The organism is Micromonospora sp. NPDC049891 (assembly GCF_040660295.1).
Taxonomy (GTDB): Bacteria; Actinomycetota; Actinomycetes; order Mycobacteriales; family Micromonosporaceae; genus Micromonospora.
The window spans coordinates 1-22825 of record NZ_JBFAML010000038.1 but is presented as its reverse complement, the minus strand read 5'-3'; the positions used below and the strand labels follow the sequence as shown (position 1 = coordinate 22825).

The following is a 22825-nucleotide window of genomic DNA, read 5'->3' as shown; positions in this document are numbered from 1 at the left end:
CGTGTCGGTGGTGGTCAGGGTGGTGTGGGCGTCGGCTTCGCCGGGCCCGCTGTGGTCACGTTCCGTGTGGTGATGATGACCTGGGGGTGATGACCCTGGGTGAGTTTTGTGACTCTTCGTGTCTGGTTGTTGCCGGGAATCCGATGGGCCGGCGGTGACGGGTCGGACGCGGCACGCTATCGTCCGACACGGTCTGCCGGCTGTTGCTGCCGTGGGGGTGGTGTCGGTCTCGGCGGGCCGTCGTTTCGCGCGTTGACACCGCGCGTCCCCTCACGACGGAAGGACACAACCGTGACGGTTACCGAAGAGACCGCTCCGGTCTCGCATTACGAGCGCATCGGCGGGGCGGGTTCGGTGAAGGCGGCCGTTGAGCTGTTCTACGACCGGGTGCTCGCTGACGCGGAGCTTGCCGGTTACTTCGCCGACGTGGACATGGTGGGGCAGCGGCGGCATCTGGCGCTGATGTTGACGGTGGTGCTCGGTGGTCCGAACGAGTACACCGGTCGGGACCTGGCGTCGGCGCATCAGCCGTTGAACATCCCGTTGGCGCACTACGTCAAGGTGGGTGAGCATCTGACGGCGACGTTGACGCAGCTGGGTGTGCCGGGTGACATCATCGCCGACGTGCAGGCGGTGCTGGCGCAGGTGCAGGACCAGGTGGTGGCCGGCGGGGACCAGGCGGGCTCCTGAGCGTGGACGTGCCCCGGCTCAAGCAGAGCTGGTCGCTGGTGGCCGCGCACGGCGACCAGGTGCCGCTCTACTTCTATTCGACGCTGTTCCTGGCGTATCCGGAAACGCGGCAGATGTTCCCGACCAACATGGCGGGTCAGCGGGACCGGTTGGTGACTGCGCTCGGTCACATCGTGTCCCAGGTCGACCAGGTCGACCGGTTGGTGGGTTTCCTGCAGGACCTCGGCGTCGACCACCGTAAGTTCGCGGTGCGGGCGGAGCATTACCCGGCGGTGGGGGAGGCGTTGCTGGCGACGCTGCGGCATTTTCTCGCCGACCAGTGGACCGACGAGTTGGCGCAGGACTGGGCGGCGGCGTACGGGCTGGTGGCGAAGGTCATGACCGAGGCGGCGCAGGCCGCCGAGGCGGTGAGTCCACCGTGGTGGGCGGCGGAGGTGGTGGGGCACGAGCGGCGGGCGTTCGACGTGGCGGTGCTGACGTTGCGTCCGCAGTATCTGTTGCCGTTCACCGCGGGCCAGTCGATCGGGGTGTCGCATCCGGCGGTGCGGTCGTGGCGGTACTACTCGCCGGCGAACGCGCCGCGCGCGGACGGCACTGTGGAGCTGCATGTGCGGGCGGCGCCGGGCGGTGCGGTGTCGTCGCGGCTGGTGTACGGGTGCGCGGTGGGTGACCAGTTGCATCTGGCCGCTCCGGTGGGTGACGGGTTGACGTTGCGTCCGGCCGGTTCGGCGGATCTGCTGATGTTGGCCGGTGGTACCGGTTGGGCGCCGTTGAAGGCATTGGTGGAGCAGGTGGCCGCGGAGGGTTCCCGGCGTCGGGTGGACGTGTACGTGGGGGCGCGTTCGCGCAGTGAGTTCTACGACGGTGACGCGTTGGAGAAGTTGGCCGCCTCGTACCCGTGGTTGTCGGTGACGCAGGTGGTGGGGTTGGACCTGAATCGGCCGGGTGAGTTCGTGTATCCGGTGGACCGGGCGTTGGCCGACGGTGACTGGCGGTCCCGGCATGTGTACGTGTGTGGTTCCGACGACATGGTGTCGCACACGGTGGCGACCCTGACCCGGTCCGGTTTCCATGCCGGGCAGGTGCATCACGAGGGTCTGGGTAGGCACTGGTACGGCCCCTCGTGGCGGACGGCGGCGGGCGATCCCGCCATCTCTGACGATTCCGGAGGTGCCCGGTGAGTGAGCCTCGTGGCCGCGAGTGGCGGGCCGGTACGGTGAGCACGGCCCCGGTCGGCAGGTACGACGGTGGGCAGGTCGCCGGTGGTGTGCAGGTGCGGATGACCGCCGACCGGGTGCGTCGGTGGGAGTTCGGGTCGTCGTCGTTCGGGCGGCGCGGGTACGACCAGACCGACGTGGACCGGTTCCGGATGCAGGTGGCCGATGAGTTGGATCTGCTGTCGACGCAGGTGGCGAATCTGCGGGCGGAGAACGAGCGACTCAACGATCATGTGGAGTTGCACCGGCACGGGGTGATTCCGAGTTCGGAGCCGGCGGCGAAGGTGCCGGCGGCCAAGGAGGTGAATCTGCTCTCGGCGGCGCAGCGGGAGGCGGAGCAGATCATCGCCCAGGCGCACGACTACGCGCGGCGGGTCGCCGAGTACGCCCGTACCCAGTACGAGAGCTATGTGCGGGCGGCGGTGGAGGAGGCCCGTCAGGAGGCGGAGCGGGCGGTGCAGGACTACCACGCGGCGGCGGGGCCGACGTTCGACGACGGGGTGGCCGCGCGGGAGGCGCTGCGGATCTACGGCGAGATGATGATCTCGCATATGCAGGCGGCGGCGCGGCATCTCGACGACGGTAGTGAGCAGTTGGCCCGGACCATGGAGCGGATCGGTGCGCAGCCGGCGGCGGCGGGGTCGGCGGCGGCCCGGTCGTTGCCTCGGCATCAGCAGCGCTGATCCGGGGGTGCCGGCGCCCGTCCCGGTCGACGTGGCTGCCGCGTGGACCGGCGGCAGGGTGGGTGCCACCGGTGGCGGCCTGGGGTCGCCACCGGTGGCGTTCGTCGCTGACCGCGCTGCTGGGGCACGATGGGTGGGTGCAGGAGCTGATCGAGCCGCTGGCGGGCCTGGTGGCCGCCGGTGAGGTGGTGGTGCTCAGCGGCGCCGGGTTGTCCACCGAGTCGGGCATTCCCGACTACCGGGGGCCCAGTGGTGTCGCTCGCCGGCACACTCCGATGACGTATCAGACGTTTCTGGCGGATCCGGTGGCGCGCCGGCGGTACTGGGCGCGCAGCCACCTGGGGTGGCGGTTGATCGCCCGGGCGGCGCCCAACGACGGGCACCGGGCGGTGGCCCGCCTGCAGCAGGGTGGGCTGGTCAGCGGGATCATCACGCAGAACGTCGATGGGTTGCATTCGGCGGCCGGCAGTCACGCGGTGACGGAGCTGCACGGCCGGCTCGACGGGGTGGTCTGCCTGGGGTGCCGGCGCCGGACGTCCCGGGCGGAGTTGGACGGGCGGCTGCGGGCGGTCAATCCCGGGTTCGGCGGGCGGGCCGTCGCGGTCAACCCCGACGGTGACGTGGATCTCGATGACGCGCAGGTGGCGGGGTTCCGTACGGTCGACTGTGTGACCTGCGGCGGGTTGCTCAAGCCCGATGTGGTGTTCTTCGGCGAGACGGTGCCGGCCGCGCGGGTGCAGTCGTGTTTCGCGATGGTGGAGCAGGCCCGGTTGCTGCTGGTGCTGGGGTCGTCGTTGACGGTGATGTCGGGGCGTCGGTTCGTGTTGCGGGCAGTGAAGCGGGGTGTGCCGGTGGTGATCGTCAACCAGGGGCCGACCCGGGGTGACGGGTACGCGTGTCTGCGGGTGGAGGCGCCGTTGGGGCGGCTGTTGCCGGCGCTGGCCGACCGGTTGCTCGGTGACGGGCCGCCGGTGGGTCCGGTGGCGCTGCCGGCGGTGCCGAGTCCCGTCGGGGGGTGACCGGGGGCAGGTCAGGGGCTTCGGTGCGGGCCGTCGGGCACGCTGGTAGCGTTGATCGCGCCGGTAGCACCGACGCGGGAGAGACCGCCTGGCGACAGTTGGGCGGCGCCGAAGGGGCAAATCCTCCCCGGAACCTCTCAGGCAGAAGGACCGCGTCGGGTCAGGCACTGTGGAGCGCCCGCGGGGTGTGACAGAGGGGGAGGGCCGACCTGTCGACCCCCCGCCCTCGCAGGAGCGCCCATGACCGCAGAGCAGTTCGCCGACCGTCACATCGGTCCCGGCCCGGACGACGAGCGCCGGATGTTGGACGCCGTCGGGTACGCCTCGATCGATGAGCTGATGGACGCGGCGATCCCCGAGGTGATCCGCTGGCACGGCCGGTTGGATCTGCCGCCGCCGGCGAGTGAGCACGAGGCTCTGGCGGAGCTGCGGGCCCTGGCGGCCCGTAACACGGTGGCCGTTTCCATGATCGGGTTGGGTTATCACGGCACTCACACTCCGGCGGTGATCCGCCGCAACGTGTTGGAGAACCCGGCGTGGTACACGGCGTACACGCCGTATCAGCCGGAGATCAGCCAGGGTCGGTTGGAGGCGTTGCTGAACTTCCAGACCATGGTGTCGGATCTGACCGGGTTGGGTACCGCGAACGCGTCGATGCTCGACGAGGGCACCGCGGCGGCGGAGGCGATGACCCTGGCGCGGCGGGCGTCGAAGAGCGGCAGCCGGGTGTACGTGGTCGACGCGGACGCCCTGCCGCAGACCATCGCGGTGATCGCCGGGCGGGCTGAGCCGCTCGGCATCGAGGTGCGGGTGCTGGACCTGGACGTGGAGCCGTTGCCGGCGGAGTTCTTCGGTCTGCACCTTCAGTATCCGGGGGCGTCCGGGGCGGTGCGTGAGCATGCCCCGCTGGTCGAGGCCGCGCACGCGGTCGGGGCGCTGGTGACGGTGGCGGCGGACCTGTTGGCGCTGACGTTGCTGCGGCCGCCGGGGGAGATCGGTGCGGACATCGCCGCCGGCACCACCCAGCGGTTCGGGGTGCCGATGGGGTTCGGTGGGCCGCACGCCGGTTACCTGGCGGTGCGGGCGGGTCTGGAGCGGATGTTGCCGGGCCGGCTGGTCGGGGTGTCCCGGGACGCGGACGGTGTCGCGGCGTACCGGTTGGCGTTGCAGACCCGGGAGCAGCACATCCGTCGGGAGAAGGCGACGAGCAACATCTGCACGGCGCAGGTGCTGCTGGCCGTGATGGCCGGCATGTACGCCGTCTACCACGGCCCGGACGGGCTGCGGGAGATCGCGTCGCGTACCCATCGGATGGCGGCCCGGCTGGCGGCCGGGTTGCGCGCCGGTGGGGTCGATCTCGCCGATGTCGCGTTCTTCGACACGGTGACGGCGCGGGTGCCGGGTCGGGCCGCGCAGGTGGTGGCCGAGGCGCAGCGGCGCGGGGTGAACCTGCGGCTGGTGGACGCCGACCGGGTCGGTGTGTCCTGCGACGAGACGACCACGGATGCGCACCTGGCCATGGTGTGGGCGGCGTTCGGTGTCGACGGCGTCGCCGGTGAGGTGCCCGAGGCGTTGCCGGCCGGGCTGGCCCGGACCAGTGACTTCCTCACCCATCCGGTGTTCCGCACGCACCGGTCGGAGACGGCGATGCTGCGGTACCTGCGTCGGCTGGCGGATTTCGACTACGCCCTGGACCGGGGCATGATCCCGTTGGGGTCGTGCACGATGAAGCTGAACGCCACCACGGAGATGGAGCCGGTGAGCTGGGCCGAGTTCGCGCACATCCACCCGTTGGCGCCGGTGGAGCAGACCGCCGGTTACCGGGAGCTGGTCGGCCAGTTGGAGGGGTGGCTGGCGGAGGTCACCGGCTACGACGCGGTGAGTGTGCAGCCCAACGCCGGTTCGCAGGGGGAGCTGGCGGGGCTGCTGGCGATCCGGGCGTGGCATCGCAGCCGGGGTGAGCAGCACCGTGACGTGTGTCTGATCCCGTCGTCGGCGCACGGCACCAACGCGGCCAGCGCGGTGATGGCGGGCATGCGGGTGGTGGTGGTCGGCTGCGACGACGACGGCAACGTCGACCTGGTGGACCTGGACGCGAAGATCGAGGCGCACCGCGACACGCTGGCGGCGATCATGGTGACGTACCCGTCGACGCACGGGGTGTACGAGACGGGTATCGCGTCGTTGTGCGCGAAGGTCCACGACGCGGGTGGGCAGGTGTACGTCGACGGGGCGAACCTGAACGCGCTCGTCGGGTTCGCCCGGCCGGGGCGGTTCGGGGCGGACGTGTCGCACCTGAACCTGCACAAGACGTTCTGCATTCCGCACGGTGGGGGTGGACCGGGGGTGGGTCCGGTGGCGGTGCGGGCGCATCTGGCGCCGTTCCTGCCGGGTGATCCGGCCGGTGCGCCTGTCGACGGGCGGCCGGCGATCGCGGCGGCCCGGTACGGGTCGGCGGGGATCCTGCCGATCCCGTGGGCGTACCTGCGGATGATGGGCGCCGACGGCCTGGCCCGGGCGACCGGGGTGGCGGTGCTGGCGGCGAACTACGTGGCGGCGCGGCTGCGGGAGCATTTCCCGGTGCTGTACGCGGGCAACAAGGGTCTCGTCGCCCACGAGTGCATCCTGGATCTGCGGCCGGTGACGAAGGCGACCGGGGTGAGCGTCGACGATGTGGCCAAGCGGCTGATCGACTACGGGTTCCACGCGCCGACGATGTCGTTCCCGGTGGCGGGGACGTTGATGGTGGAGCCGACCGAGAGTGAGGACCTGGCCGAGCTGGACCGGTTCTGCGACGCGATGATCGCCATCCGGGCGGAGATCGACAAGGTGGGGTCGGGTGAGTGGCCGGCCGGGGACAACCCCCTCGCCAACGCGCCGCACACGGCGGCGATGGTCGGCGGTGACGACTGGCCGCACCCGTACCCGAGGTCGGTGGGTGCGTGGCCGGCCGGGGTGGACCGGATGGGGAAGTACTGGCCGCCGGTGCGTCGGGTCGACGGCGGGTACGGCGACCGGAACCTGGTCTGCTCGTGCCCGTCACCGCAGGCGTACGAGAGCTGACCGGGTCCGGTACCGCGCCGACCTGGTCGTGGCGGTCCCTGACCGGGGGACTAGCCTGGGTCGGCGCGGGAAGACGTCGTGACGGATCGTGATGTCGCCTCAGGCGGCGAGTGCGTGTCGGGCGGGGCCACGGTGCGGTGCGATGCTGCTGCCGTCGGGCAGCAGTTCGCCGGTGTCCTCGAAAACGATGACTCCGTTGCAGAGCAGGCTCCAGCCCTGTTCACGGAAGCAGGCGATGACCCTGGCGGCTTCCCGGTCGGTGGCTTCGGCGGAGGGACAGGTGGGTTGGTGCTGGCACATCGGGTTCTCCGGACTGTGGGGGCACTGTGTCATGGTTCACATGACCAGTGACGCACAGTACCAAGCGAAAGCATGCCGCATCGACCGGATGTGCGCGTGGTGTGCGGGAAATCCGCTGAACGGATGAGCATGAACCGCCCGGACGTCGTGGAAACGCTCCCACGGATGGTTGTCGATCCGCCCGGGGTTCCCGCGTCGTGCCGCGGCCGGCTCGTCGAGCGTGCCCGCTGGCAGTGGCGACCAGCCGACGGCGGCGACCCGGCCGCGTACGCCGAGGAGTTCCTCGCCGAGCACGGCCTGCACCTGCGGGACCTGGGCCGCCCGGCGGGCCGTCACCACCGGCACGGCGTCTGTGGCGCCGCCCTCTACGTCTCTGCCGCCGCCGGGGCGCTGCTCACCGGCGGCGCACCCGGCGCAGCCAACCCCGCCGACCTGCCCGAGGTGGCCGTGGTCGTCTACGGCCACACCGCCGCCGGACCCGGCCACCCCGGCCCGCCGCCGCCCTGGTGGCGCGGCCCCTGGACAGAGAGTTGGAGCCCCCGCCAGCACGCCGAGGCGGTCACCGCGGTCCGGCAGGCGATCGGGCGTGGCGAGGTCTACCAGGTCAACCTCGTCGGACACGCCAGCGCCGCCTACACCGGCGACCCACTGCCGGCCCTGGCCCGCCTCGGCCGGCTGCCCGGAGCCCGCTACGGCGGGGTGCTCACCGGGCCCGGCTGGGCCATCGGCTGCGCCAGCCCGGAAACCCTGATCGAGGTCCGCGGCGGCACCCTCACTACCCGGCCGATCAAGGGCACCCGCCCGGCCACCGCCGCCGGCCACGCCGACCTGCTCAGCTCGGCCAAGGAACGCGCCGAACACATCATGATCGTCGACCTGGAACGCAACGACCTGGCCCGCGTCGCCCGCACCGGCAGCGTCCGCGTCGACGACCTGTTCGCCGTGCGCCGCTGGTGCGACCTGTGGCAGGCCGAGTCCACCGTCCGCGCCGACGTCGCCGACGGACTCGGCCTGGCCGACCTGCTGCGCGCCGTGTGCCCCGGCGGCTCGGTCACCGGTGCGCCGAAGCTTGCCGCCCTGGACCACATCGCCGCCCTGGAACCCGTCGGCCGGGGCGCCAGCATGGGCGCCCTGGGCTGGGTCGGCCCCGACCACCTCGACCTCGGGCTGACCATCCGCACCGCCGCCGTCGACGGCAGCGCCGTGCACGTGTGGGCCGGCGGCGGTATCACCTGGGACAGCGACCCCGCCGCCGAGGTCGCCGAAGCGGCAGCCAAGACCACCCCCGTGCGGGGCGCCCTCGCCTGACGGTCAACGACCGATAGCCTTGCCGACATGACGATGCGGGACATCCGAATCATCGGCGACCCGGTGCTACGCACCCCCAGCGAAGCCGTCACCAGCTTCGACGCCGAACTGCGCACGCTGGTCACCGACCTGATGGACACCCTGCTCGGCGCGCCCGGCCGCGCTGGCGTCGCCGCCCCCCAGATCGGCGTCAACGTCCAGGTCTTCGTCTACGACGCCGACGGGCACCGCGGCCACATGATCAACCCGACGTTGGAGCTGTCCACCGAACTCCAGGACGACGACGAGGGTTGCCTGTCCATCCCCGGCCTGTACTTCCCGACCCCCCGCGCCCTGCACGCCACTGCCCGCGGCTTCGATCAGCACGGCGAACCCCTCACCATCGCCGGCAGCGGCTTCCTCGCCCGCGCCCTGCAACACGAGACCGACCACCTCGCCGGCCGCCTCTACGTCGACACCCTGCGCGGCGAAACCCGCCGCCGCGCCCTACGCGAGATCCGCGCCGGCCGTTTCGACTCCTCTCGCCGGGGCTGAACCCGCCACCCGCGGGCGCCCGAGCGTTCAGCCTGCCCGCGCCGCAAGCGTGAACTCGCCGTAGTCGGCGACCCGGCTGAACCCCAACCGCTCGTACAGCCGCACCGCAGCGCTGTTGGTGGCCGCCACGTTCAACGTCACCTGGTCGACCTCGGTGGCCAGCAGGCCGCACAGCCGGGCCGTCACCGCCGCCGCCAACCCCCGGCCCCGCCAACCCGGCCGGGTCGTCACGTTGCCCACCGCCGCCACCCGGTGCACCCGGGAGACCACGTGCACCCCCGCCACCGCCACCAGCCGGTCACCCTCACGAACCCCCACGTACCGGCCGGTGTCCACCATCCGCGGGTCGAACCAGTTACCCGGGTAGGCCGTCGCGTACAACTCGTGCAACAGTGGCAGGTCCGCCCGGCCCAGCACCTCACCGGCCGGCGCCACCGCCGCCAACCGCGTCCGATCCGTCAACGCCATCTTCAGATGCGGCCCCGTCGCGGTGACCCGGAACGCGGCGTCCAACGCCGACTCCAGACCGGGGGACAGGTGCGCCTGCAACCGCGCCGGCAGCACCGGCGCCAGCTCACCCAGCAACGCCGCCATCGCACCGAGCTCCGCCGGTCCCGCGAACGCCAGCAGCGTCGGCGGCGTCGCACCGTGGTACAGCAACACCACCGAATCCCCACGCCGATACCACGACGTGTACGGCCAGAAGAAGTCGTCCAGATCGCCCAACTGGTAGGCGTGCAACACCGGATCCCGGCTCAGCAGCCCCGCCAGGACAGCCCGGTCGTGTTCCGCGCGCACCGACATCCGCCGATGATCACACGTACCGCGTCGGCACACTCACCCGGCCACCCACTGGTCGTAACCCAGCCTCGCCACCAACGCCAGCACCACCACCAGCAGCACCACCCGCACGAACCCGGAACCGCGCCGCAACGCCATCCGCGCCCCCACCGACGCCCCCGCGATGTTGCACACCGCCATCGCCGCACCCAGCAGCCACCACACATGCCCGGTCACCGCGAACACCGCGAGCGCACCCGCGTTCGTGCCCGCGTTGACCACCTTCGCCATCGCCGAACCGTGCACGAAATCCGCACCCACGAGCGTGGTGAACGCCAGCACCAGAAACGTGCCCGTACCCGGACCGATCAACCCGTCGTAGGCGGCGATGCCCACCCCGGCCACCAGCACCGCCACCACCACCCGCACCCGGGTCCGGCGCTGCGGCACCGCCAGCACCCCCAACGCGGGACGCAGCAGCACGAACAGCGCCACCGACATCAGCACCACCAGCAGCACCGGCCGGTACGCCGAGGGCGGTACCGCCCCGGCCAACGCCGCGCCCAGGCCCGCACACACCACCGCCAGCGCCGCCGCCGGCCCCGCCACCACCCAGTCGATCTTCGTACGGCGGGCGAACGTCAGCGCCGCCGTCGACGTACCGGCGATCGCCGCCAACTTGTTCGTGCCCAACGCCGTCGCCGGTGGGATACCCGGAGCCGCCACCAGCAACGCCGGCAACAGCAGCAACCCGCCACCACCCACCACCGCGTCCACCCAGCCCGCCAGGGCAGCGGCGGTCAGCAGGATCACCACGGTCGTCGGGTCCAACTCCACGACCAGGCATTCTTCCCACCACCGACCGGTCCACGCCGCCGGCTGTGGCCAGCCTCACCGCCCCCGACGACGCCGCACCCAGATCCCCGCCGCGGCAACCGCCACAAACACCAGAGCCGAACAGAACAACACCCGCACCATCGGGCAACTCTCCCACGGCGTCGCTAAGGTGACAGCGTGCGTCTGGCCACGTTCAACCTGCTGCACGGCCGGTCCCTCACCGACGGCCTGGTCGACCCGGCCCGACTGACCGCCGCCGTCGCCACCCTCGACGCCGACGTCCTGGCCCTGCAGGAAGTCGACCGGGACCAGTCCCGCAGCGGCAACCTCGACCTCACCGCCATCGCCGCGCAGGCCCTCGGCGCACCCGAGCACCGCTTTGCCGCCGCCGTCGTCGGTACCCCCGGCGAAGCGTTCCGCCCCCTCACCCACGACGACGACGGCCACGGCGAACCCTGCTACGGCGTCGGCCTGATCTCCCGCCACCCGGTCACCAGCTGGCGGGTCACCCGGCTGCACCCCGCCCCGGTGCGCTCCCCGGTCTACGTGCCCGGCCCCGGCGGCGGCCTCATCCTGCTCCGCGACGAACCCCGCGTCGTCCTCGCCGCGGTGCTGGACACCCCACACGGCCCGCTCACCGTCGCCGCCACCCACCTGTCCTTCGTCGCCGGCTGGAACGTCCGTCAACTCCGCCAGGTCATCCGCGCCCTGCGCGCCCTGCCCGCCCCACGCATCCTGCTCGGCGACCTGAACCTGCCCGCCTGGGCCACCCGCGCCGTCTCCGGCTGGCACCTGCTGGCCCGCCGCCCCACCTACCCGGCCGCCCAACCCCGCGTCCAGCTCGACCACATCCTCGCCGACCGGCACGGCTTCGACCAGCTACCCCCGGTCGCGGCCGTGCGCACCCCGCTGTCGACCATCTCCGACCACCGGCCCCTGGTCGTCGACCTCGGCTAAGCCCTGGGTCGAAGTCCGCAGGCCGGCCAGGGACTTCGACCCAGGCCTAGAACACCTGGAGGCCGCCGGTGCGCTGCACCCGTGCCTCGCCCAGACGCAGCAGCGCCGAGGCCCCGGCGAACAGGCCGACGGTCAGCAGCGCCAGCCACCCCAGCGGGGCCGCCAGGTCACCGAGGTCCGCGCGATCCAGCAGCGCTCCACGCAGCACGACCAGGCTGCTGGTCAGCGGGAAGGCCAAACCGACTGCCTTGATCCACACCGGCAGGGCGAACAGTGGCAGCCGCACCCCGGCGACGAACCACAGCGGATCGTCCAGCAGCGTGTACAGGAACGCCGAATCCCGAGAGAAGATCAACAAGCTGTTGAGGAACGCGCCCCAGGCCACCGCCGGCACCAACAGCGCCACCGCCGCCACCGCGTACATGCCGGGGTGCGCGACGTCCAGCACGTCGGCGGCGGTCGCCGCGGCCACCGCGAAGCAGCCGAACAACCAGGCGTTCTGCGTCAGCGCCGCAGCGCCGTTACCGATCACCAGCGCCATCCGGCTGGCGGGGGAGAGGAACAACGCCTCCAGGGTGCCGCTGACCCGCTCGAACGAGAAGTGCCAGGCCGACTGGACCAGCGAGAAGAAGAACGTGTACGCCAGCGCGCCGGCCGCGAGAAACGCCAGCAACCGGCGCGGATCGGCGGCCACCGGCCACCGCTGCGGCGCCGCCGCGGACTCCATCACCGGCAGCACCGTGTAATACGTCGCGGCCAGGGTCAGCAGCGGCCACAGCAGCATGGAGAACAGCACAAGCGGCTGCCCGAACAGCCGCCGGTGCTGCTTGAGCGCCTCGGCCGCCACGACCCGCAGGGCGTGACTCACCGCGCCACCACCGCCGGGTCGGCCAGGGTGAGGATCGCGTCCTCCAGGGTCGGTGGGGTGACGGTCAGCCCGGCGATCGTCCCGCCCTGCTGAACCACCGCCGTCACCACCGCCCCCACCAGGTCCTCCGGGTGGCGCAGCGCAAACCGTGGTCGACCCTCGTCGTCCACGTCGACGGTCAGCTCCGCGTCATGCCGCGCGGCCAGCGTACGCAGCGCAACCGTGACCGCCGGATCAGCCACGGTGAGCACCAGCCGCACGGTGTGCCGGCGAACCGTCTGACCCGCCAACTGCGCCGGACTGCCCTGGGCCACAAGTGACCCCCGGGCGATCAGATACACGTGCCGGCACAGCTGTTCCACCTCGGCCAGGTAGTGAGAGGTCAGCAGCACCCCGACCCCGTCGGCGGCCAACTGTGCGATCAACGCCCGCAGCTGGTGGGCGATCGGCGCGTCCAGACCCAGCGTCGGTTCATCCAGCAGCAGGTACGCCGGATCGTTGATCAGACCCCGGGCGATGACCAGACGCTGGCGCATGCCCCGTGAGTACCGCTCCACCGGCACCTGCGCCGCATCGGTCAGCCCCACCAGGTCCAACAGCTCACCGATGCGGACCCGCAACCGGGCGCGCGGCACGTCGTACAGCTGGCCGAAATACCACAGGTTCTCCCGGGCGGTCAGCCGGTCGTACACCATCCGCTCCCCACCGGAGATCACGTTGATCCGTCGACGTACCTCACGGGCGTGCTCGACCACGTCCAACCCGTCCACCCGCACCGTGCCACCGGTGGGCCGCAGCAGGGTGGACAGGATCCGGATGGTGGTGGTCTTCCCGGCACCGTTGAGCCCCAGCAGCCCGGTGACCTGACCGGGCGGGATCCGCAACGACAGCCCGTCGACAGCCGCCACCGGCGCGGCGACCGGCCGGCGGCGCCAGCCCTGCCAGCGCCGCACCGGGAAGGTCTTGCGCAGGTCGGTGGTGACGATGCCAGTGCTCATGCGCGCGCACTCCGATGCAACGCCCGCCGCTCGGCGGGCTTGAGGATGGACAGTCCCAACAGCAGGTACACCCCGCCCAGCACGAGACAGACGGCGAAAGCGGGCCAGGGGTCGACGTCGGCGCCGGGCAGGGTGGCCGCCCGCAGCACCCGCAGCGCCCAGGTGACCGGCAGCGCCTCCCCGAGCCAGCGCGCCGCCTGCGGCAGATAGCTTGTGGGGAACGTGAAGCCGCACAGCAGCGCCATCGCGGTGAACAGGGTGTTCTGGGTGATGTGGGCTTCACCGGCGGCCAGCATGAGCGCGCTCAACGGCACCGACATGCCGACCACCGCCACGGTCGCCGCCACCGTCGCGGCCAGCAACGTCAGCGGATCGGGCACGCTCAGCCGCACCCCCAGCGCGCTGGCCACGGCGACCAGCACGGTTATCTCCACAGCTGTGGTGCTCAACGCCTGCGCGGTCACCCCCAACAGGTACGGCAGGCGCCGCGCCGGGGTGAGCAGTTGGCTCTCCAGGGTGCCCTCGCGGTACTCGGTGATCTGCGCCTTGGCCACCCAGAGCACCATCCGGGTGGCGAAGGTCAGCGCGGCGGCGCCGATGGTGACGTAGCCGAGGTAGTCGGCGCTGCCGGTGGCTGCGGTGAAGCTCGCCCCGACGCGACCGCCCCCGATGGCCCGGTACGCCAACATCGACACCCCGATGGTCAGCACACCGGTGGCCAGAGTGCCGACGAAGTACGTCCACGGGTAGGCGCGCAACGTGATCCGCCAGTTGCGCACGAAGGTGGCCCCCATGACCGACACCGCCACACCTCCCGGTGAGTTCCCAAAGGGAACTTACTATGGAGGTGTGGCCCCGTACACCCCCGCCCACCACTGAGGCAGGATCCGACCATGACCAACCGCCGCCGCGCCGACGACACCTGCGGCATCGCCCAGGCAGCCGCCGTACTCGGCGACTGGTGGAACCTGCTCGTCCTGCGCGAGATCGCCCGTGGCCACCACCGCTTCGACACCCTCGTCACCGAACTCGGCGTCTCCCGCAAGGTGCTCACCCAACGCCTGCACGATCTGGTCGACCACGACGTCCTCACCCGCCGCCCCTACCAGCAGCACCCACCCCGCCACGAATACGTACTCACCGACCGTGGTCGCGCGCTGCTACCCACCCTCGTCGCCATGCAGGACTGGGCCGACCGATGGGTGCTCGGCGACGGCAACCTCACCGCCACCACCGATCCCGACGGGGCCGAGGCCACCCGCGTCCAAACCCTCGTCGGCACCCGGGTACCAGCCGACGTCACCCTCACCGCCACCGACCGCACTCCCACCCACCCGGTCGCGGCCACCCCCACCACAGTCCTCTTCACCTATCCCGGCACCGGCACCCCGACCCCAACACCACCAGACTGGACAGACATCCCCGGCGCCGCCGGCTGCACCCTGGAGAACCGCCTCTTCCGCCAACACTGGGACCACTTCACCGCCGCCGGCGCCACCGTCCACGGCATCAGCACCCAACGCCCCGACGAGCAGGCCGCCTTCGCCGCCGCCGAAGCCATCCCGTTCGGCCTGCTCTCCGACACCGACCTGCGGCTGACCGCCGCGCTGCGCCTGCCCACCTTCCGCGCCGGCCAGCAGACCCGCCTCAAACGCCTCGTCCTCGTCGCCGACCACACCCGGACGATCACCGCCGCGATCTACCCGGTCACCGACATCCCCACCGCCGTCACCGGCGCCCTACGACTGGTCCGCCAGACCAGCCGCTGACCGGGCCGCCCGCAACGCGTTGCGGAACAACATCGCCACCGTCACCGGACCCACCCCACCGACCCTCGGCGTGATCGCCCCCGCCACCCGCGCACACGACTCATCCACATCCGGCAGCAACCGACGCCCCGCGTACCGCACCCCGCCACCGACCACCACCGCACCCGGGCGCACATGCTCCGGCCGCACGATGCCCGGCACCCCGGCAGCCGCCACCAGAATCTCCGCCCGACGGGTGTACCGCGGCCAGTCCGCCACCCCGGTGTGCACCACCGTCACCGCCGCGTTCGCCGTCGGCCGCCGCTGCGCCAGCAGCATCGCCAACGGCCGCCCCAACGTCGCCCCACGCCCCAGGATCACCACCTCCCGGCCGGCCACCGGCACCCCGTGGTGGGCCAACAACGCCTCGATCCCCGCCGGCGTGCACGGCAGCGGCCCCGGCAACCCCAACGCCAGCCGCCCCATGTTCACCGGATGCATCCCGTCCACATCCGAATCCGGGTCGAGCATCTGCAACGCCCGGTTGTAATCCAGACCGCCGGGGACGGGGTACTGCAACAACACCCCGTGCACTCCCGGATCGGAGTTGAAATCGGCCAGCACCGCGTGCACGTCGGCCTGCGACGCCGTCGCCGCCAACCGCACATGCGGCGACGCGAAACCCAGCTCCGCCGCCTGCCGCTGCTTGATCCGGATGTAACCGGCACTGGCCTCGTCGTCACCCACCAGCACCGTGGCCAACGTCGGAGTCACCCCCGCCGCCCGCAGCTGCGCCACACCCTCGGCCACCTGGGCCAGAATCGCCTCCGCCACCGGCACACCCGGCAGCAACCGCGCGGTCATCGTCGTCGACATGGCTCACCTCGCCCGTGGCAGGCCCAGGCGGACGACCCCCACGACGAGCTTCCCGATGGTCGATCCCATCCCCGATGCCGCCAGTCGCGTCATCGCCACCCTGCCACACCACCACCGACCGTGCCATCACCCGGCGCGACCACCCGACACCGGGTTCCCCGCCGGCCGGTGCCACCGCCGTCCCGACCCGGCAAGCGACGGTGGTACGTCACCGCCCGCATCTCGCCGGTCAGTCAGGAGCGGGCAGCAGCCCCGCCAACGCCCGGTTCGTCCGGTTGGCCCGTACCGCCTCCCGCTGCTGGCCTGACGTGACCTCGATGTACGTCTGCGACGACGCCAACGACGCGTGCCCCAACAACCGCATGATCTCCGCAGCCCCGGCACCGTCCTCGGCCAACCGGGTGGCGAACGTGTGCCGCAGCGCGTGCAACCGCGCCCCACGCGGCACCCGGTCACCGATCCCGGCCCGCCGGTAACAGGACTCCACCAGATACTGCAGACCGCCCCGGCGCAGCGGCTCACCCCGACGATCCACAAGCAGCGGCGACACCTGTCGGACCGTACGCGCGCCGAAGCGGCGGGCACGGCTGTCCAGATAGCTCGCCAGCACCGCGTCCAGATCCGGCTCGACCGGCAGTACCCGGGGACGCCCACCCTTGCCGGCCACCTCCAGCCGGCGCTCACCGGGCCGCCCACCGAGCGAACCGACCCGCAACGCCAGCAGCTCCGACAGTCGCAGCCCCGCACACAGGGCCAGCGCCAGCACCGCCACGTCCCGTTCCGGCCACGGGTCCCGCTGCCGGCCTTCGGCCCGTGCGGCCGAGGTGAGCAGGTGTTCCGGTGTGTCCTCACCGCGCAGCGGCTTGGGCGTCGGCAGCGGTGTCCGGGGCCGCCCCACGGCCGGCATCGGGTTGCCGGGCACCACCTGCTCGGCGACCAGGAAGGAGAAGAAGCCGTTCCAGGTGGACCAGGCCCGACCGACGGAGCTGGCCGCCCGCCCGGCGGCGAACCGGGCGAACGCGGCCCGCATCAGCCTGGGGGAGAGCGCGTCGACCGGCAGGTCGGCCAGGGGGAGGGGAGGGGTGGACAGCTCTGCGGCGAGTGCGGTGACAGCTGTCAGATCCCGCCGGTAGGCCGCCTGCGTGTGGGGGGAGGGCTTGCGGGTCGCCCGGGCGGTCAGGAACTCCTCGATCAATGCGATTACCGATTCGTCCTGTTTGTCATGCATAAAGGATATTATGCATTATTCTCGCGTTCCGCGCCCGAGGGGAGGGGAGGGTTTTCTGTCGGAGGCCGGGGCTACGGTGCGGTCACCGATTTCGCAGTCACCGGAGGCGCACCATGACGACCCTGCCCGAGCGACCCAACACGGCCCTGCTCGTCATCGACGTGCAGAACGGGGTGGTGGCAGGCACTCACAACCGTGGGGGCGTGATCGCCAACATCAACACGCTGCTGGGCAAGGCCCGCGCCGAGGGCGCGCCGGTGGTGTGGGTGCAGCACTCCGACGAGGGTCTCCCGCAGGGCAGCGAGGCCTGGCAGTACGTACCCGAGCTGGTCCGCGAGGACGGGGAGCCGCTGGTGCACAAGCGCTACGGCGACTCGTTCGAGGACACCGACCTGGAGACGGTGCTCGCCGAGCGCGGCGTGGGCCGGCTGGTCGTCGCGGGCGCGCAGACCGACATGTGCATCAGGTCGACCCTGCACGGCGCACTCGTCCGGGGATACGACGCGACGCTCGTCGGTGATGCGCACACCACGGAGGACCTGACCGCCTACGGCGCGCCGCCGCCGGAGCAGGTCGTCGCGCACACCAACCTTTACTGGAGCTTCCAGAGCGCGCCCGGCCGCCGGGCCGGGACGGTCGAGACCAGCGAGGTCAGCTTCGGTCCGACCGACTGACCGTCGACCTCGCGGGTGGGCCCCGACGCGGCCTGGGGGCAGGGGCCTGCTCCGATCAACTTTACATAATGTACATTATCGAACTTACTCGTCGTGGGTTGGATCGCCTGTCTACAGTCGACGCCAGTGCCGACGGGAGGATGTGTCGTGGACCAGAGCAACGGGCTGGTGTTCCGCACCTCCGCCCGCCTCATGTTCCTGTTCCTGCTGCTGGTCGGCTTGTTGGCCTGGGCCCTCGTCCGAGCCGTGCTGACACTCTTCCTCGGCAAGCCCACCGACCTGGCGGTCAGCGTCGGCTCGGGCGTCCTCTACGCCGTTCTCTTCAGCGGTTTCTCGCTCCTGCTGAACCGAGGTAACTGGTCAGCGGTCGAGGTCACCGACTCGGCGCTGCGGCTCACCGAGCGGCAACGGACGGCCCTGCTCCCCTGGCAGATGATCGAGTCGGCGACGGTCCACCGGCCAGGCCCGTTCGCGGTCCTTCAGGTCACTCTGCTGCCTGCGGTGGTCGCACCCACCACCACACTTCGTGCCCGGCTCCGCGCCGGCAAGCCTGTCTACACCGTCAACGTTGGCATGCTCCGGCCCGCGACGGACGTCCTGCGTGCCGAACTTGCCCGCCGCCTGCCCCCAGGTGGCTCGTCGGCCCACGATCCCGCCAGGTGACGCACCGAGTCATCACGACCGCGCCGACTGCGCACCGTGTTCGTTCACCGCCGTGACCAGTTCACCGAACATGACCCCGTACGTCTCGCCCAGGTGCTCCACCAGTTCGTGCGGCAGGATGTCGGTTGTCCACACCAGAGTCGCCGCGCCGTCGCCGTCGGCCAGCACCCGCATCTCAGCCTGGTGGTGCTCCGCGCCGGGAAACCCGGGTATCGCGTACACGGCGCGCATCCGTACGGGATCGACTGTCACGTTGCGTTCCCGGATCTCGGTGCCGTCGGCCAGCGTGACCACGCGATAGTCGTCCTCCTGACGCTCACTCGTGCAGGCTGAGAAGACGTGCACCTCCGAGCGCGTGTAGCGGTCCAGGAAGTCCCACGCCACGTCCGCCGTCACCGTCAGCTTCGCCTCGTGGTAAATGGTTGCCATTCGTCCCACCTGCCTACTCGGTCCGGCTATCGGGCTCGCCGCCAACCCTCGCACCTGTGGCGCTGCCCGGGCAACGGCGGCGCGGGACGCAGCATAGGCTTCTGGTCGTGCCCAGTCCCGCTGATGAGGACGCTTCGGTGGTGGTCGAGCGGGTGGCCGCCGCGTTGACCGCGTACGCCTGCGGTGACGCGTTGGGTCTGCCGTACGAAGGGAAACCAGCGACAGGCGACGGTGACGAGGAGATCGAGCGGCCACGGGCCGGTGCCCGTTGGGCGGCCGGTGAGACGTCGGACGACACGGCGCTGACTCTGCTGGCGGCACGGTCTCTGGTGGATGCCGGCGGCGACGCCGACGCGGTGATGTTCCTGTCCCGGTTGGCGGCGCTCGACCCGGTGAAGGGCGCGGGTCCGTCGACCAGGGCGGCGGTGGCGCATTTCCGGCGGTTCGGTGAGGTGCCCGACGACCGGGCGGGTGCCACGAACGGCGCGCCGATGCGGGCGTTGCCGGTGGGCTGGTCGACGCCGCCGACCCGGCCGGAGCTGCTGGCGGCCCGCACGGTGGAGCTGACCCGGGCCACGCACCGGTCACCGGAGGCGCTGGTGGCGGCGTGCGTGATGGCGGGCTGCGCGTCGTGGTCGGTGACGGACGCGTGGGCGGCAGGTGGGTCGGCGGCGACGCTGCTCGACGTGGCGGTGGAGACGCTGGAGGTGGCGCAGCGGGTGTGTGGTGCGGCACCCCGGCTGGCGGCGCTGCTCGGTGAGGTGGTCGATGGTGGCTGGCGACCTCCGGCGGCGGGGGTTTCGCTGGATCCCGGTGAGACGGTGGCCGCGGTGCTGCACTGCGTACGTCGGGCGGACTCGCTGCGCGGTGGTCTGCTCGCGGCGGTGCGGCTCGGTGGTGACGTCGACACGGTGGCCGCGTTGGTCGGTGGCCTGCTGGGGGCCCGGTCGTCGGTGCGGCAGGTGCGGGTGCAGCTGCCGTGGAGCGCGCGGATGCTGCTGCCCGACGAGGTGGAGATCCGGCGGCTGGCGGCGGCTCTGGTGTCCGTACGGGCTGCGGCGGGCCGGTAGTCGCCGTGACGCTGGCCGGCGGTCACGCCCGGTTCGGCGGTGATGCGGGGTCGAGCTGGGCGGTAGGTGGCGCGGGGCCTCAGGCCGGGTGGTGCTCGACGGGCGGGTCGGTGCGTAGTCGGGCGTGGCGGTGGGTGTCGTGCCAACCGTCGGCGTGGCGGCCCTCGCGGCGGGCGATTCCCTCGGCCGGGTAGCCGGCGCGGCGGGCGACGGCGCAGGAGGCGGGGTTGGCCGTCGAGTGGTTGAGTTCGAGGCGGTGCAGGCCGATGTCGAACGACCAGGTGGTGAGGGCGGTCAGGGCGCGGCCTGCGACGTGCTGGCCGCGGGCGTGCGGCAGGACCCAGTACGACACCTCGGCGATGCCGCTGGCGAGGTCGAGCCGGCGGAGGCTGATCTGACCGAGTACGCCGCCGGGGTTGGTGATGGCCCAGCCGGCGCCGCTTTCGGCCTGCCAGCGGTGTGGCCAGGAGACGAGCCAGGTGTGGGCTTCGTCGGGGGTCATGGTGCGGCAGTGCCAGCGTTGGATGGCGGGGTCGGCGTAGCCGGCGAGGACGGGGTCTCGGTCGCCGGGTTGCCAGGGCCGCAGGCGCAGTTTGTCGGCGTCGATTGTGGGCTGTGGGTGCCGGTTCAGGCTGCCGGGTGGCAGCGCCGGGGACACGAGCAGGGGCATGGCGGTCAGAGGCCGCCGCCGACGCGGAGGATGGCGCCGGTGGTGTAGGAGGCGTCGGGGCTGAGCAGCCAGGCGATGGCGGCGGCGACCTCGTCGGGTTCGCCGGGGCGGCCGAGTGGGATGCGGCTGGCGGCGCGGTCGGGTCGGTCTGGTTGGCCGGAGAGGGCGTGGATGTCGGTGCGGATGATGCCGGGGGCGACGGCGTTGACGCGGATGCCCTGGGGGGCGAGTTCCTTGGCCAGACCGATGGTGAGGGCGTCGGTGGCGGCTTTGACGGCGGCGTAGTGGACGTACTCCCCTGGGCTGCCGAGGGTGGCGGCGACTGAGGAGAGGTTGACGATGGCGGCGCCGTCGGTCATTCGGCGGGCGGCCTGTTGGGCGCAGAGGACGTAGCCGATGAGGTTGACGTCGATGACGCGGCGCAGGTCGTCGGGGTCGAGGTCGGTGAAGGGGCCGATCGGGCTGGTGATGCCGGCGTTGTTGACCAGGCCGGTGAGGGTGCCGAGTTCGGCTGCGGCGTCGAACAGGGCGGTGACCTGGTCGGGGTCGCGGGTGTCGGCGGGTACGGCGATGGCGCGTACGCCGGTGGCGCGCAGGTCGGCCACGACGGTGTCGGCGGCGGCGTGGTCGCGGCGGTAGCCGAGTGCGATGTGCTGGCCGGTGTGGGCGAGGCGGCGGGCGGTGGCGGCGCCGATGCCACGGCTGCCGCCGGTGATGACGGTGACGTTAGCCAATTGGACCTCTCCCCTGCCCCGGACCGGTGTCGGGGACGTTACCGGGGCGGTCGCGGTGGCGGACAGCGGAGTGTGGTCGAGCGCACGTCGGGTGGTGGTCGATGGCATACGCTCGCCGGCGACGGTGTCGGTGGGGAGGGCTTGTGGCGGGTGTGGGTGTCGGGGATCTGGTCGAGGATTTCGAGTTGCCGGACGAGACGGGTCGTCCGCGGCGGTTGACGGAGTTGCTGGCGTCGGGGCCGGTGGTGTTGTTCTTCTATCCGGCGGCGATGACGCGGGGGTGCACGGCGGAGAGTTGCCATTTTCGGGATCTGGCGGCGGAGTTCGCGGCGGTGGGTGCGCAGCGGGTGGGTATCAGCCGGGATTCGGTGCAGCGTCAGGCGGAGTTCTCGCGGTTGCACGGGTTCGACTATCCGTTGCTGTCGGATCCGGACGGTGTGGTGGCGGACCGGTTCGGGGTGCGGCGGCGGTTGCCGTTGGGGCCGTTGAGTACGCGGCGGATGACCTTCGTGATCGGTGTCGATCGGCGGGTGATCGAGGTGGTGCACAGTGAGTTGGGTATGAACGAGCACGCCGATCGGGCGTTGCGGGCGTTGGGGGGCTGATCTTCGGGTTGTCGCTGGCGGCTGGTATCAAGGCAGGCGGCTGAACACGTGTACGAGGAATGAGGGTGGGCGATGGGTGCCGCTGGTCAGGGATTGTCCGAGGACGAGGTGCGCGGCATCCGGGAGGCGTTGGCCGCGGGGCGTAAGCCGAAGGTGGTGTTCACGGCGGCCGCCGGTCAGATCGCCGGTCAGTTGGGTCAGGTGGTGGAGTTGACCGATCCGGCGAAGTCCGACGAGTTCGTGGTGGTGCGGTTCGGGCGCGACGAGTTGCCCTTCTCCCCCGCTGATGTGGCGGTGGCGCCCAGGGGCGCGGGCCGGCGGCCGGCGGAGCCGAAGGTGGAGCCGGTGCCGGCCGAGCCGGCGGTGGTGGAGCCTGAGTTCGTGTTGGACCGGGTGCCGCAGCCTCGTGGGCAGGAGCAGCCGCGTCGGGAGGAGCCGAAGGTGGAGACGGTGGAGTCGAAGGTGGAGGTGAAGCCGGCTCGGCGGGCGGTGAAGGCGGCGAAGCCTAAGGGGCCGGCGGGGTTGACTGTCACGTTGGCCTATGCCGACGGTGAGTGGACGGTGGCCGCGCAGCAGGGTGGGAAGGTGTTGGCCAGGCCGTACGTGCTCAAGCCGGCGGAGGCGCTGCGGATGGTGGCGTTGGTGGATGTGCCGGGCGTGCACGAGGCGGTGGAGCAGATCCTGGCGGCGGAGCGGTCCGAGGCGGAGCGGCAGGCGGAGAAGCTGCGGGCGGAGTTGGCGGAGATCGAGGCTCGGCTGGCGGAGTTGCGCGAGGCGGGTTGAGTGAGGCCGTAGTTCGGATTGCTGGACCGGTGGCTCCTGGCGGGGTCAACCGGGAAGGTCGCCGGTGAGATAGCGCTGCACGGTCGGGCCG

The 22825-nt window shown here is 71.6% G+C and carries 25 protein-coding genes and 2 riboswitches; of the genes, 14 read left to right on the top strand and 11 right to left on the bottom strand.

Going from position 1 to position 22825, the window contains the following annotated elements; translation table 11 throughout:
• Nucleotides 1-291 precede the first annotated feature (291 nt).
• The 5 genes from AB0I71_RS29705 to gcvP all read left to right on the top strand — a co-directional run bounded on the left by AB0I71_RS29705 (nucleotide 292) and on the right by gcvP (nucleotide 6672).
• The gene (locus AB0I71_RS29705) at nucleotides 292-690 is read left to right on the top strand and encodes a group 1 truncated hemoglobin (protein ID WP_357590225.1); all 399 of its coding nucleotides are present in this window, start codon (nucleotides 292-294) and stop codon (nucleotides 688-690) included.
• Between the two features lie 2 nt (nucleotides 691-692).
• Complete coding sequence (locus tag AB0I71_RS29700; protein ID WP_357590223.1) at nucleotides 693-1871, top strand: globin domain-containing protein; 1179 nt, start codon at nucleotides 693-695, stop codon at nucleotides 1869-1871.
• Nucleotides 1868-2590, top strand: coding sequence for a DivIVA domain-containing protein (locus tag AB0I71_RS29695; RefSeq protein ID WP_357590221.1), 723 nt, complete (start codon nucleotides 1868-1870; stop codon nucleotides 2588-2590). Before AB0I71_RS29700 ends, AB0I71_RS29695 begins: the two co-directional genes overlap by 4 nt.
• Before the next feature lie 137 nt (nucleotides 2591-2727).
• Nucleotides 2728-3609, top strand: a complete 882-nt coding sequence (locus AB0I71_RS29690; RefSeq protein ID WP_357590219.1) for an NAD-dependent protein deacetylase — start codon at nucleotides 2728-2730, stop codon at nucleotides 3607-3609.
• A gap of 65 nt (nucleotides 3610-3674) precedes the next feature.
• Nucleotides 3675-3772: riboswitch (glycine riboswitch) on the top strand.
• 77 nt (nucleotides 3773-3849) lie between these two features.
• The gene (gcvP, locus tag AB0I71_RS29685) at nucleotides 3850-6672 is read left to right on the top strand and encodes an aminomethyl-transferring glycine dehydrogenase (protein WP_357590217.1); all 2823 of its coding nucleotides are present in this window, start codon (nucleotides 3850-3852) and stop codon (nucleotides 6670-6672) included.
• Between the two features lie 99 nt (nucleotides 6673-6771).
• Here gcvP and AB0I71_RS29680 read toward each other — a convergent pair whose 3' ends face one another.
• Nucleotides 6772-6972, bottom strand: coding sequence for a DUF5999 family protein (locus AB0I71_RS29680; protein ID WP_093402410.1), 201 nt, complete (start codon nucleotides 6970-6972; stop codon nucleotides 6772-6774).
• Nucleotides 6973-7068: 96 nt separating this feature from the next.
• On the opposite strand from AB0I71_RS29680, the gene AB0I71_RS29675 reads away from it, so the two are divergent.
• Nucleotides 7069-8280 carry a chorismate-binding protein gene (locus tag AB0I71_RS29675; RefSeq protein ID WP_357590262.1) on the top strand — a complete coding sequence of 404 codons (1212 nt, stop codon included), beginning with the start codon at nucleotides 7069-7071 and terminating at the stop codon, nucleotides 8278-8280.
• 27 nt (nucleotides 8281-8307) lie between these two features.
• Nucleotides 8308-8814, top strand: a complete 507-nt coding sequence (gene def / locus AB0I71_RS29670; RefSeq protein ID WP_357590215.1) for a peptide deformylase — start codon at nucleotides 8308-8310, stop codon at nucleotides 8812-8814.
• A gap of 27 nt (nucleotides 8815-8841) precedes the next feature.
• Here the strand turns inward: def and AB0I71_RS29665 are convergent, their stop codons facing one another.
• Nucleotides 8842-9618, bottom strand: a complete 777-nt coding sequence (locus AB0I71_RS29665; RefSeq protein WP_357590213.1) for a GNAT family N-acetyltransferase — start codon at nucleotides 9616-9618, stop codon at nucleotides 8842-8844.
• Nucleotides 9619-9651: 33 nt separating this feature from the next.
• Nucleotides 9652-10425: a TSUP family transporter gene (locus AB0I71_RS29660; protein WP_357590260.1), complete on the bottom strand. Its 774-nt coding sequence runs from the start codon at nucleotides 10423-10425 to the stop codon at nucleotides 9652-9654.
• A gap of 183 nt (nucleotides 10426-10608) precedes the next feature.
• Between AB0I71_RS29660 and AB0I71_RS29655 the strand changes: the two genes are divergently transcribed.
• Entirely contained in the window at nucleotides 10609-11388 is a 780-nt protein-coding gene (locus AB0I71_RS29655; protein WP_357590211.1) for an endonuclease/exonuclease/phosphatase family protein, read from the top strand.
• A gap of 46 nt (nucleotides 11389-11434) precedes the next feature.
• On the opposite strand, the gene AB0I71_RS29650 is transcribed toward AB0I71_RS29655, so the two are convergent.
• Genes AB0I71_RS29650 through AB0I71_RS29640 form a run of 3 tightly spaced genes read right to left on the bottom strand, consistent with a single transcriptional unit; the run spans nucleotide 11435 to nucleotide 14048 of the window.
• The gene (locus AB0I71_RS29650; protein ID WP_357590209.1) at nucleotides 11435-12256 is read right to left on the bottom strand and encodes an ABC transporter permease; all 822 of its coding nucleotides are present in this window, start codon (nucleotides 12254-12256) and stop codon (nucleotides 11435-11437) included.
• Complete coding sequence (locus AB0I71_RS29645) at nucleotides 12253-13254, bottom strand: ABC transporter ATP-binding protein (RefSeq protein ID WP_357590207.1); 1002 nt, start codon at nucleotides 13252-13254, stop codon at nucleotides 12253-12255. The genes AB0I71_RS29650 and AB0I71_RS29645 overlap by 4 nt, the downstream gene beginning before the upstream one ends.
• Nucleotides 13251-14048 carry an ABC transporter permease gene (locus AB0I71_RS29640; protein WP_357590258.1) on the bottom strand — a complete coding sequence of 266 codons (798 nt, stop codon included), beginning with the start codon at nucleotides 14046-14048 and terminating at the stop codon, nucleotides 13251-13253. The genes AB0I71_RS29645 and AB0I71_RS29640 overlap by 4 nt, the downstream gene beginning before the upstream one ends.
• Before the next feature lie 99 nt (nucleotides 14049-14147).
• On the opposite strand from AB0I71_RS29640, the gene AB0I71_RS29635 reads away from it, so the two are divergent.
• Entirely contained in the window at nucleotides 14148-15023 is an 876-nt protein-coding gene (locus AB0I71_RS29635) for a winged helix-turn-helix transcriptional regulator (RefSeq protein WP_357590205.1), read from the top strand.
• On the opposite strand, the gene AB0I71_RS29630 is transcribed toward AB0I71_RS29635, so the two are convergent.
• A complete protein-coding gene (locus AB0I71_RS29630; protein ID WP_357590203.1) occupies nucleotides 14994-15878 on the bottom strand; it encodes a tetrahydrofolate dehydrogenase/cyclohydrolase catalytic domain-containing protein in 885 nt (294 codons plus the stop codon). The two genes, AB0I71_RS29635 and AB0I71_RS29630, sit on opposite strands and share 30 nt — an antisense overlap.
• A gap of 14 nt (nucleotides 15879-15892) precedes the next feature.
• Nucleotides 15893-15976: riboswitch (ZMP/ZTP riboswitch) on the bottom strand.
• A gap of 131 nt (nucleotides 15977-16107) precedes the next feature.
• Nucleotides 16108-17106, bottom strand: coding sequence for a tyrosine-type recombinase/integrase (locus AB0I71_RS29625; protein WP_357590200.1), 999 nt, complete (start codon nucleotides 17104-17106; stop codon nucleotides 16108-16110).
• 113 nt (nucleotides 17107-17219) lie between these two features.
• On the opposite strand from AB0I71_RS29625, the gene AB0I71_RS29620 reads away from it, so the two are divergent.
• Together AB0I71_RS29620 and AB0I71_RS29615 are read left to right on the top strand one after the other, a co-directional pair.
• Complete coding sequence (locus AB0I71_RS29620; RefSeq protein WP_357590198.1) at nucleotides 17220-17780, top strand: cysteine hydrolase family protein; 561 nt, start codon at nucleotides 17220-17222, stop codon at nucleotides 17778-17780.
• A 147-nt stretch (nucleotides 17781-17927) separates the two neighbouring features.
• Entirely contained in the window at nucleotides 17928-18443 is a 516-nt protein-coding gene (locus AB0I71_RS29615) for a hypothetical protein (protein ID WP_357590196.1), read from the top strand.
• A 12-nt stretch (nucleotides 18444-18455) separates the two neighbouring features.
• Here AB0I71_RS29615 and AB0I71_RS29610 read toward each other — a convergent pair whose 3' ends face one another.
• Nucleotides 18456-18872 (bottom strand): SRPBCC family protein, encoded by a 417-nt coding sequence (locus tag AB0I71_RS29610; protein WP_357590194.1) that lies wholly within the window; start codon nucleotides 18870-18872, stop codon nucleotides 18456-18458.
• A 107-nt stretch (nucleotides 18873-18979) separates the two neighbouring features.
• On the opposite strand from AB0I71_RS29610, the gene AB0I71_RS29605 reads away from it, so the two are divergent.
• Nucleotides 18980-19942, top strand: coding sequence for an ADP-ribosylglycohydrolase family protein (locus AB0I71_RS29605; protein WP_357590192.1), 963 nt, complete (start codon nucleotides 18980-18982; stop codon nucleotides 19940-19942).
• A gap of 79 nt (nucleotides 19943-20021) precedes the next feature.
• On the opposite strand, the gene AB0I71_RS29600 is transcribed toward AB0I71_RS29605, so the two are convergent.
• Both AB0I71_RS29600 and AB0I71_RS29595 read right to left on the bottom strand, forming a co-directional pair.
• Complete coding sequence (locus AB0I71_RS29600; protein ID WP_357590190.1) at nucleotides 20022-20612, bottom strand: GNAT family N-acetyltransferase; 591 nt, start codon at nucleotides 20610-20612, stop codon at nucleotides 20022-20024.
• Between the two features lie 5 nt (nucleotides 20613-20617).
• On the bottom strand, nucleotides 20618-21346 hold the full coding sequence (locus AB0I71_RS29595) for an SDR family oxidoreductase (protein WP_357590188.1): 729 nt from the start codon (nucleotides 21344-21346) through the stop codon (nucleotides 20618-20620).
• Nucleotides 21347-21447: 101 nt separating this feature from the next.
• Between AB0I71_RS29595 and AB0I71_RS29590 the strand changes: the two genes are divergently transcribed.
• The gene (locus AB0I71_RS29590; protein ID WP_357590186.1) at nucleotides 21448-21951 is read left to right on the top strand and encodes a peroxiredoxin; all 504 of its coding nucleotides are present in this window, start codon (nucleotides 21448-21450) and stop codon (nucleotides 21949-21951) included.
• Nucleotides 21952-22023: 72 nt separating this feature from the next.
• Nucleotides 22024-22734 carry a hypothetical protein gene (locus tag AB0I71_RS29585; RefSeq protein ID WP_357590184.1) on the top strand — a complete coding sequence of 237 codons (711 nt, stop codon included), beginning with the start codon at nucleotides 22024-22026 and terminating at the stop codon, nucleotides 22732-22734.
• The last annotated feature ends 91 nt before the right edge of the window (nucleotides 22735-22825 follow it).

What these genes read in the sequence shown, in the direction of transcription:
- AB0I71_RS29665 (WP_357590213.1), bottom strand. Translation starts at nt 9,618, where the DNA reads ATGTCGGTGCGCGCGGAACACGACCGGGCTGTCCTGGCGGGGCTGCTG.
- AB0I71_RS29640 (WP_357590258.1), bottom strand. Translation starts at nt 14,048, where the DNA reads ATGGGGGCCACCTTCGTGCGCAACTGGCGGATCACGTTGCGCGCCTAC.
- AB0I71_RS29635 (WP_357590205.1), top strand. Translation starts at nt 14,148, where the DNA reads ATGACCAACCGCCGCCGCGCCGACGACACCTGCGGCATCGCCCAGGCA.
- AB0I71_RS29620 (WP_357590198.1), top strand. Translation starts at nt 17,220, where the DNA reads ATGACGACCCTGCCCGAGCGACCCAACACGGCCCTGCTCGTCATCGAC.
- AB0I71_RS29645 (WP_357590207.1), bottom strand. Translation starts at nt 13,254, where the DNA reads ATGAGCACTGGCATCGTCACCACCGACCTGCGCAAGACCTTCCCGGTG.
- AB0I71_RS29625 (WP_357590200.1), bottom strand. Translation starts at nt 17,106, where the DNA reads ATGCATGACAAACAGGACGAATCGGTAATCGCATTGATCGAGGAGTTC.
- gcvP (WP_357590217.1), top strand. Translation starts at nt 3,850, where the DNA reads ATGACCGCAGAGCAGTTCGCCGACCGTCACATCGGTCCCGGCCCGGAC.
- AB0I71_RS29610 (WP_357590194.1), bottom strand. Translation starts at nt 18,872, where the DNA reads ATGGCAACCATTTACCACGAGGCGAAGCTGACGGTGACGGCGGACGTG.
- AB0I71_RS29600 (WP_357590190.1), bottom strand. Translation starts at nt 20,612, where the DNA reads ATGCCCCTGCTCGTGTCCCCGGCGCTGCCACCCGGCAGCCTGAACCGG.
- AB0I71_RS29680 (WP_093402410.1), bottom strand. Translation starts at nt 6,972, where the DNA reads ATGTGCCAGCACCAACCCACCTGTCCCTCCGCCGAAGCCACCGACCGG.
- AB0I71_RS29630 (WP_357590203.1), bottom strand. Translation starts at nt 15,878, where the DNA reads ATGTCGACGACGATGACCGCGCGGTTGCTGCCGGGTGTGCCGGTGGCG.
- def (WP_357590215.1), top strand. Translation starts at nt 8,308, where the DNA reads ATGACGATGCGGGACATCCGAATCATCGGCGACCCGGTGCTACGCACC.
- AB0I71_RS29585 (WP_357590184.1), top strand. Translation starts at nt 22,024, where the DNA reads ATGGGTGCCGCTGGTCAGGGATTGTCCGAGGACGAGGTGCGCGGCATC.
- AB0I71_RS29590 (WP_357590186.1), top strand. Translation starts at nt 21,448, where the DNA reads ATGGCATACGCTCGCCGGCGACGGTGTCGGTGGGGAGGGCTTGTGGCG.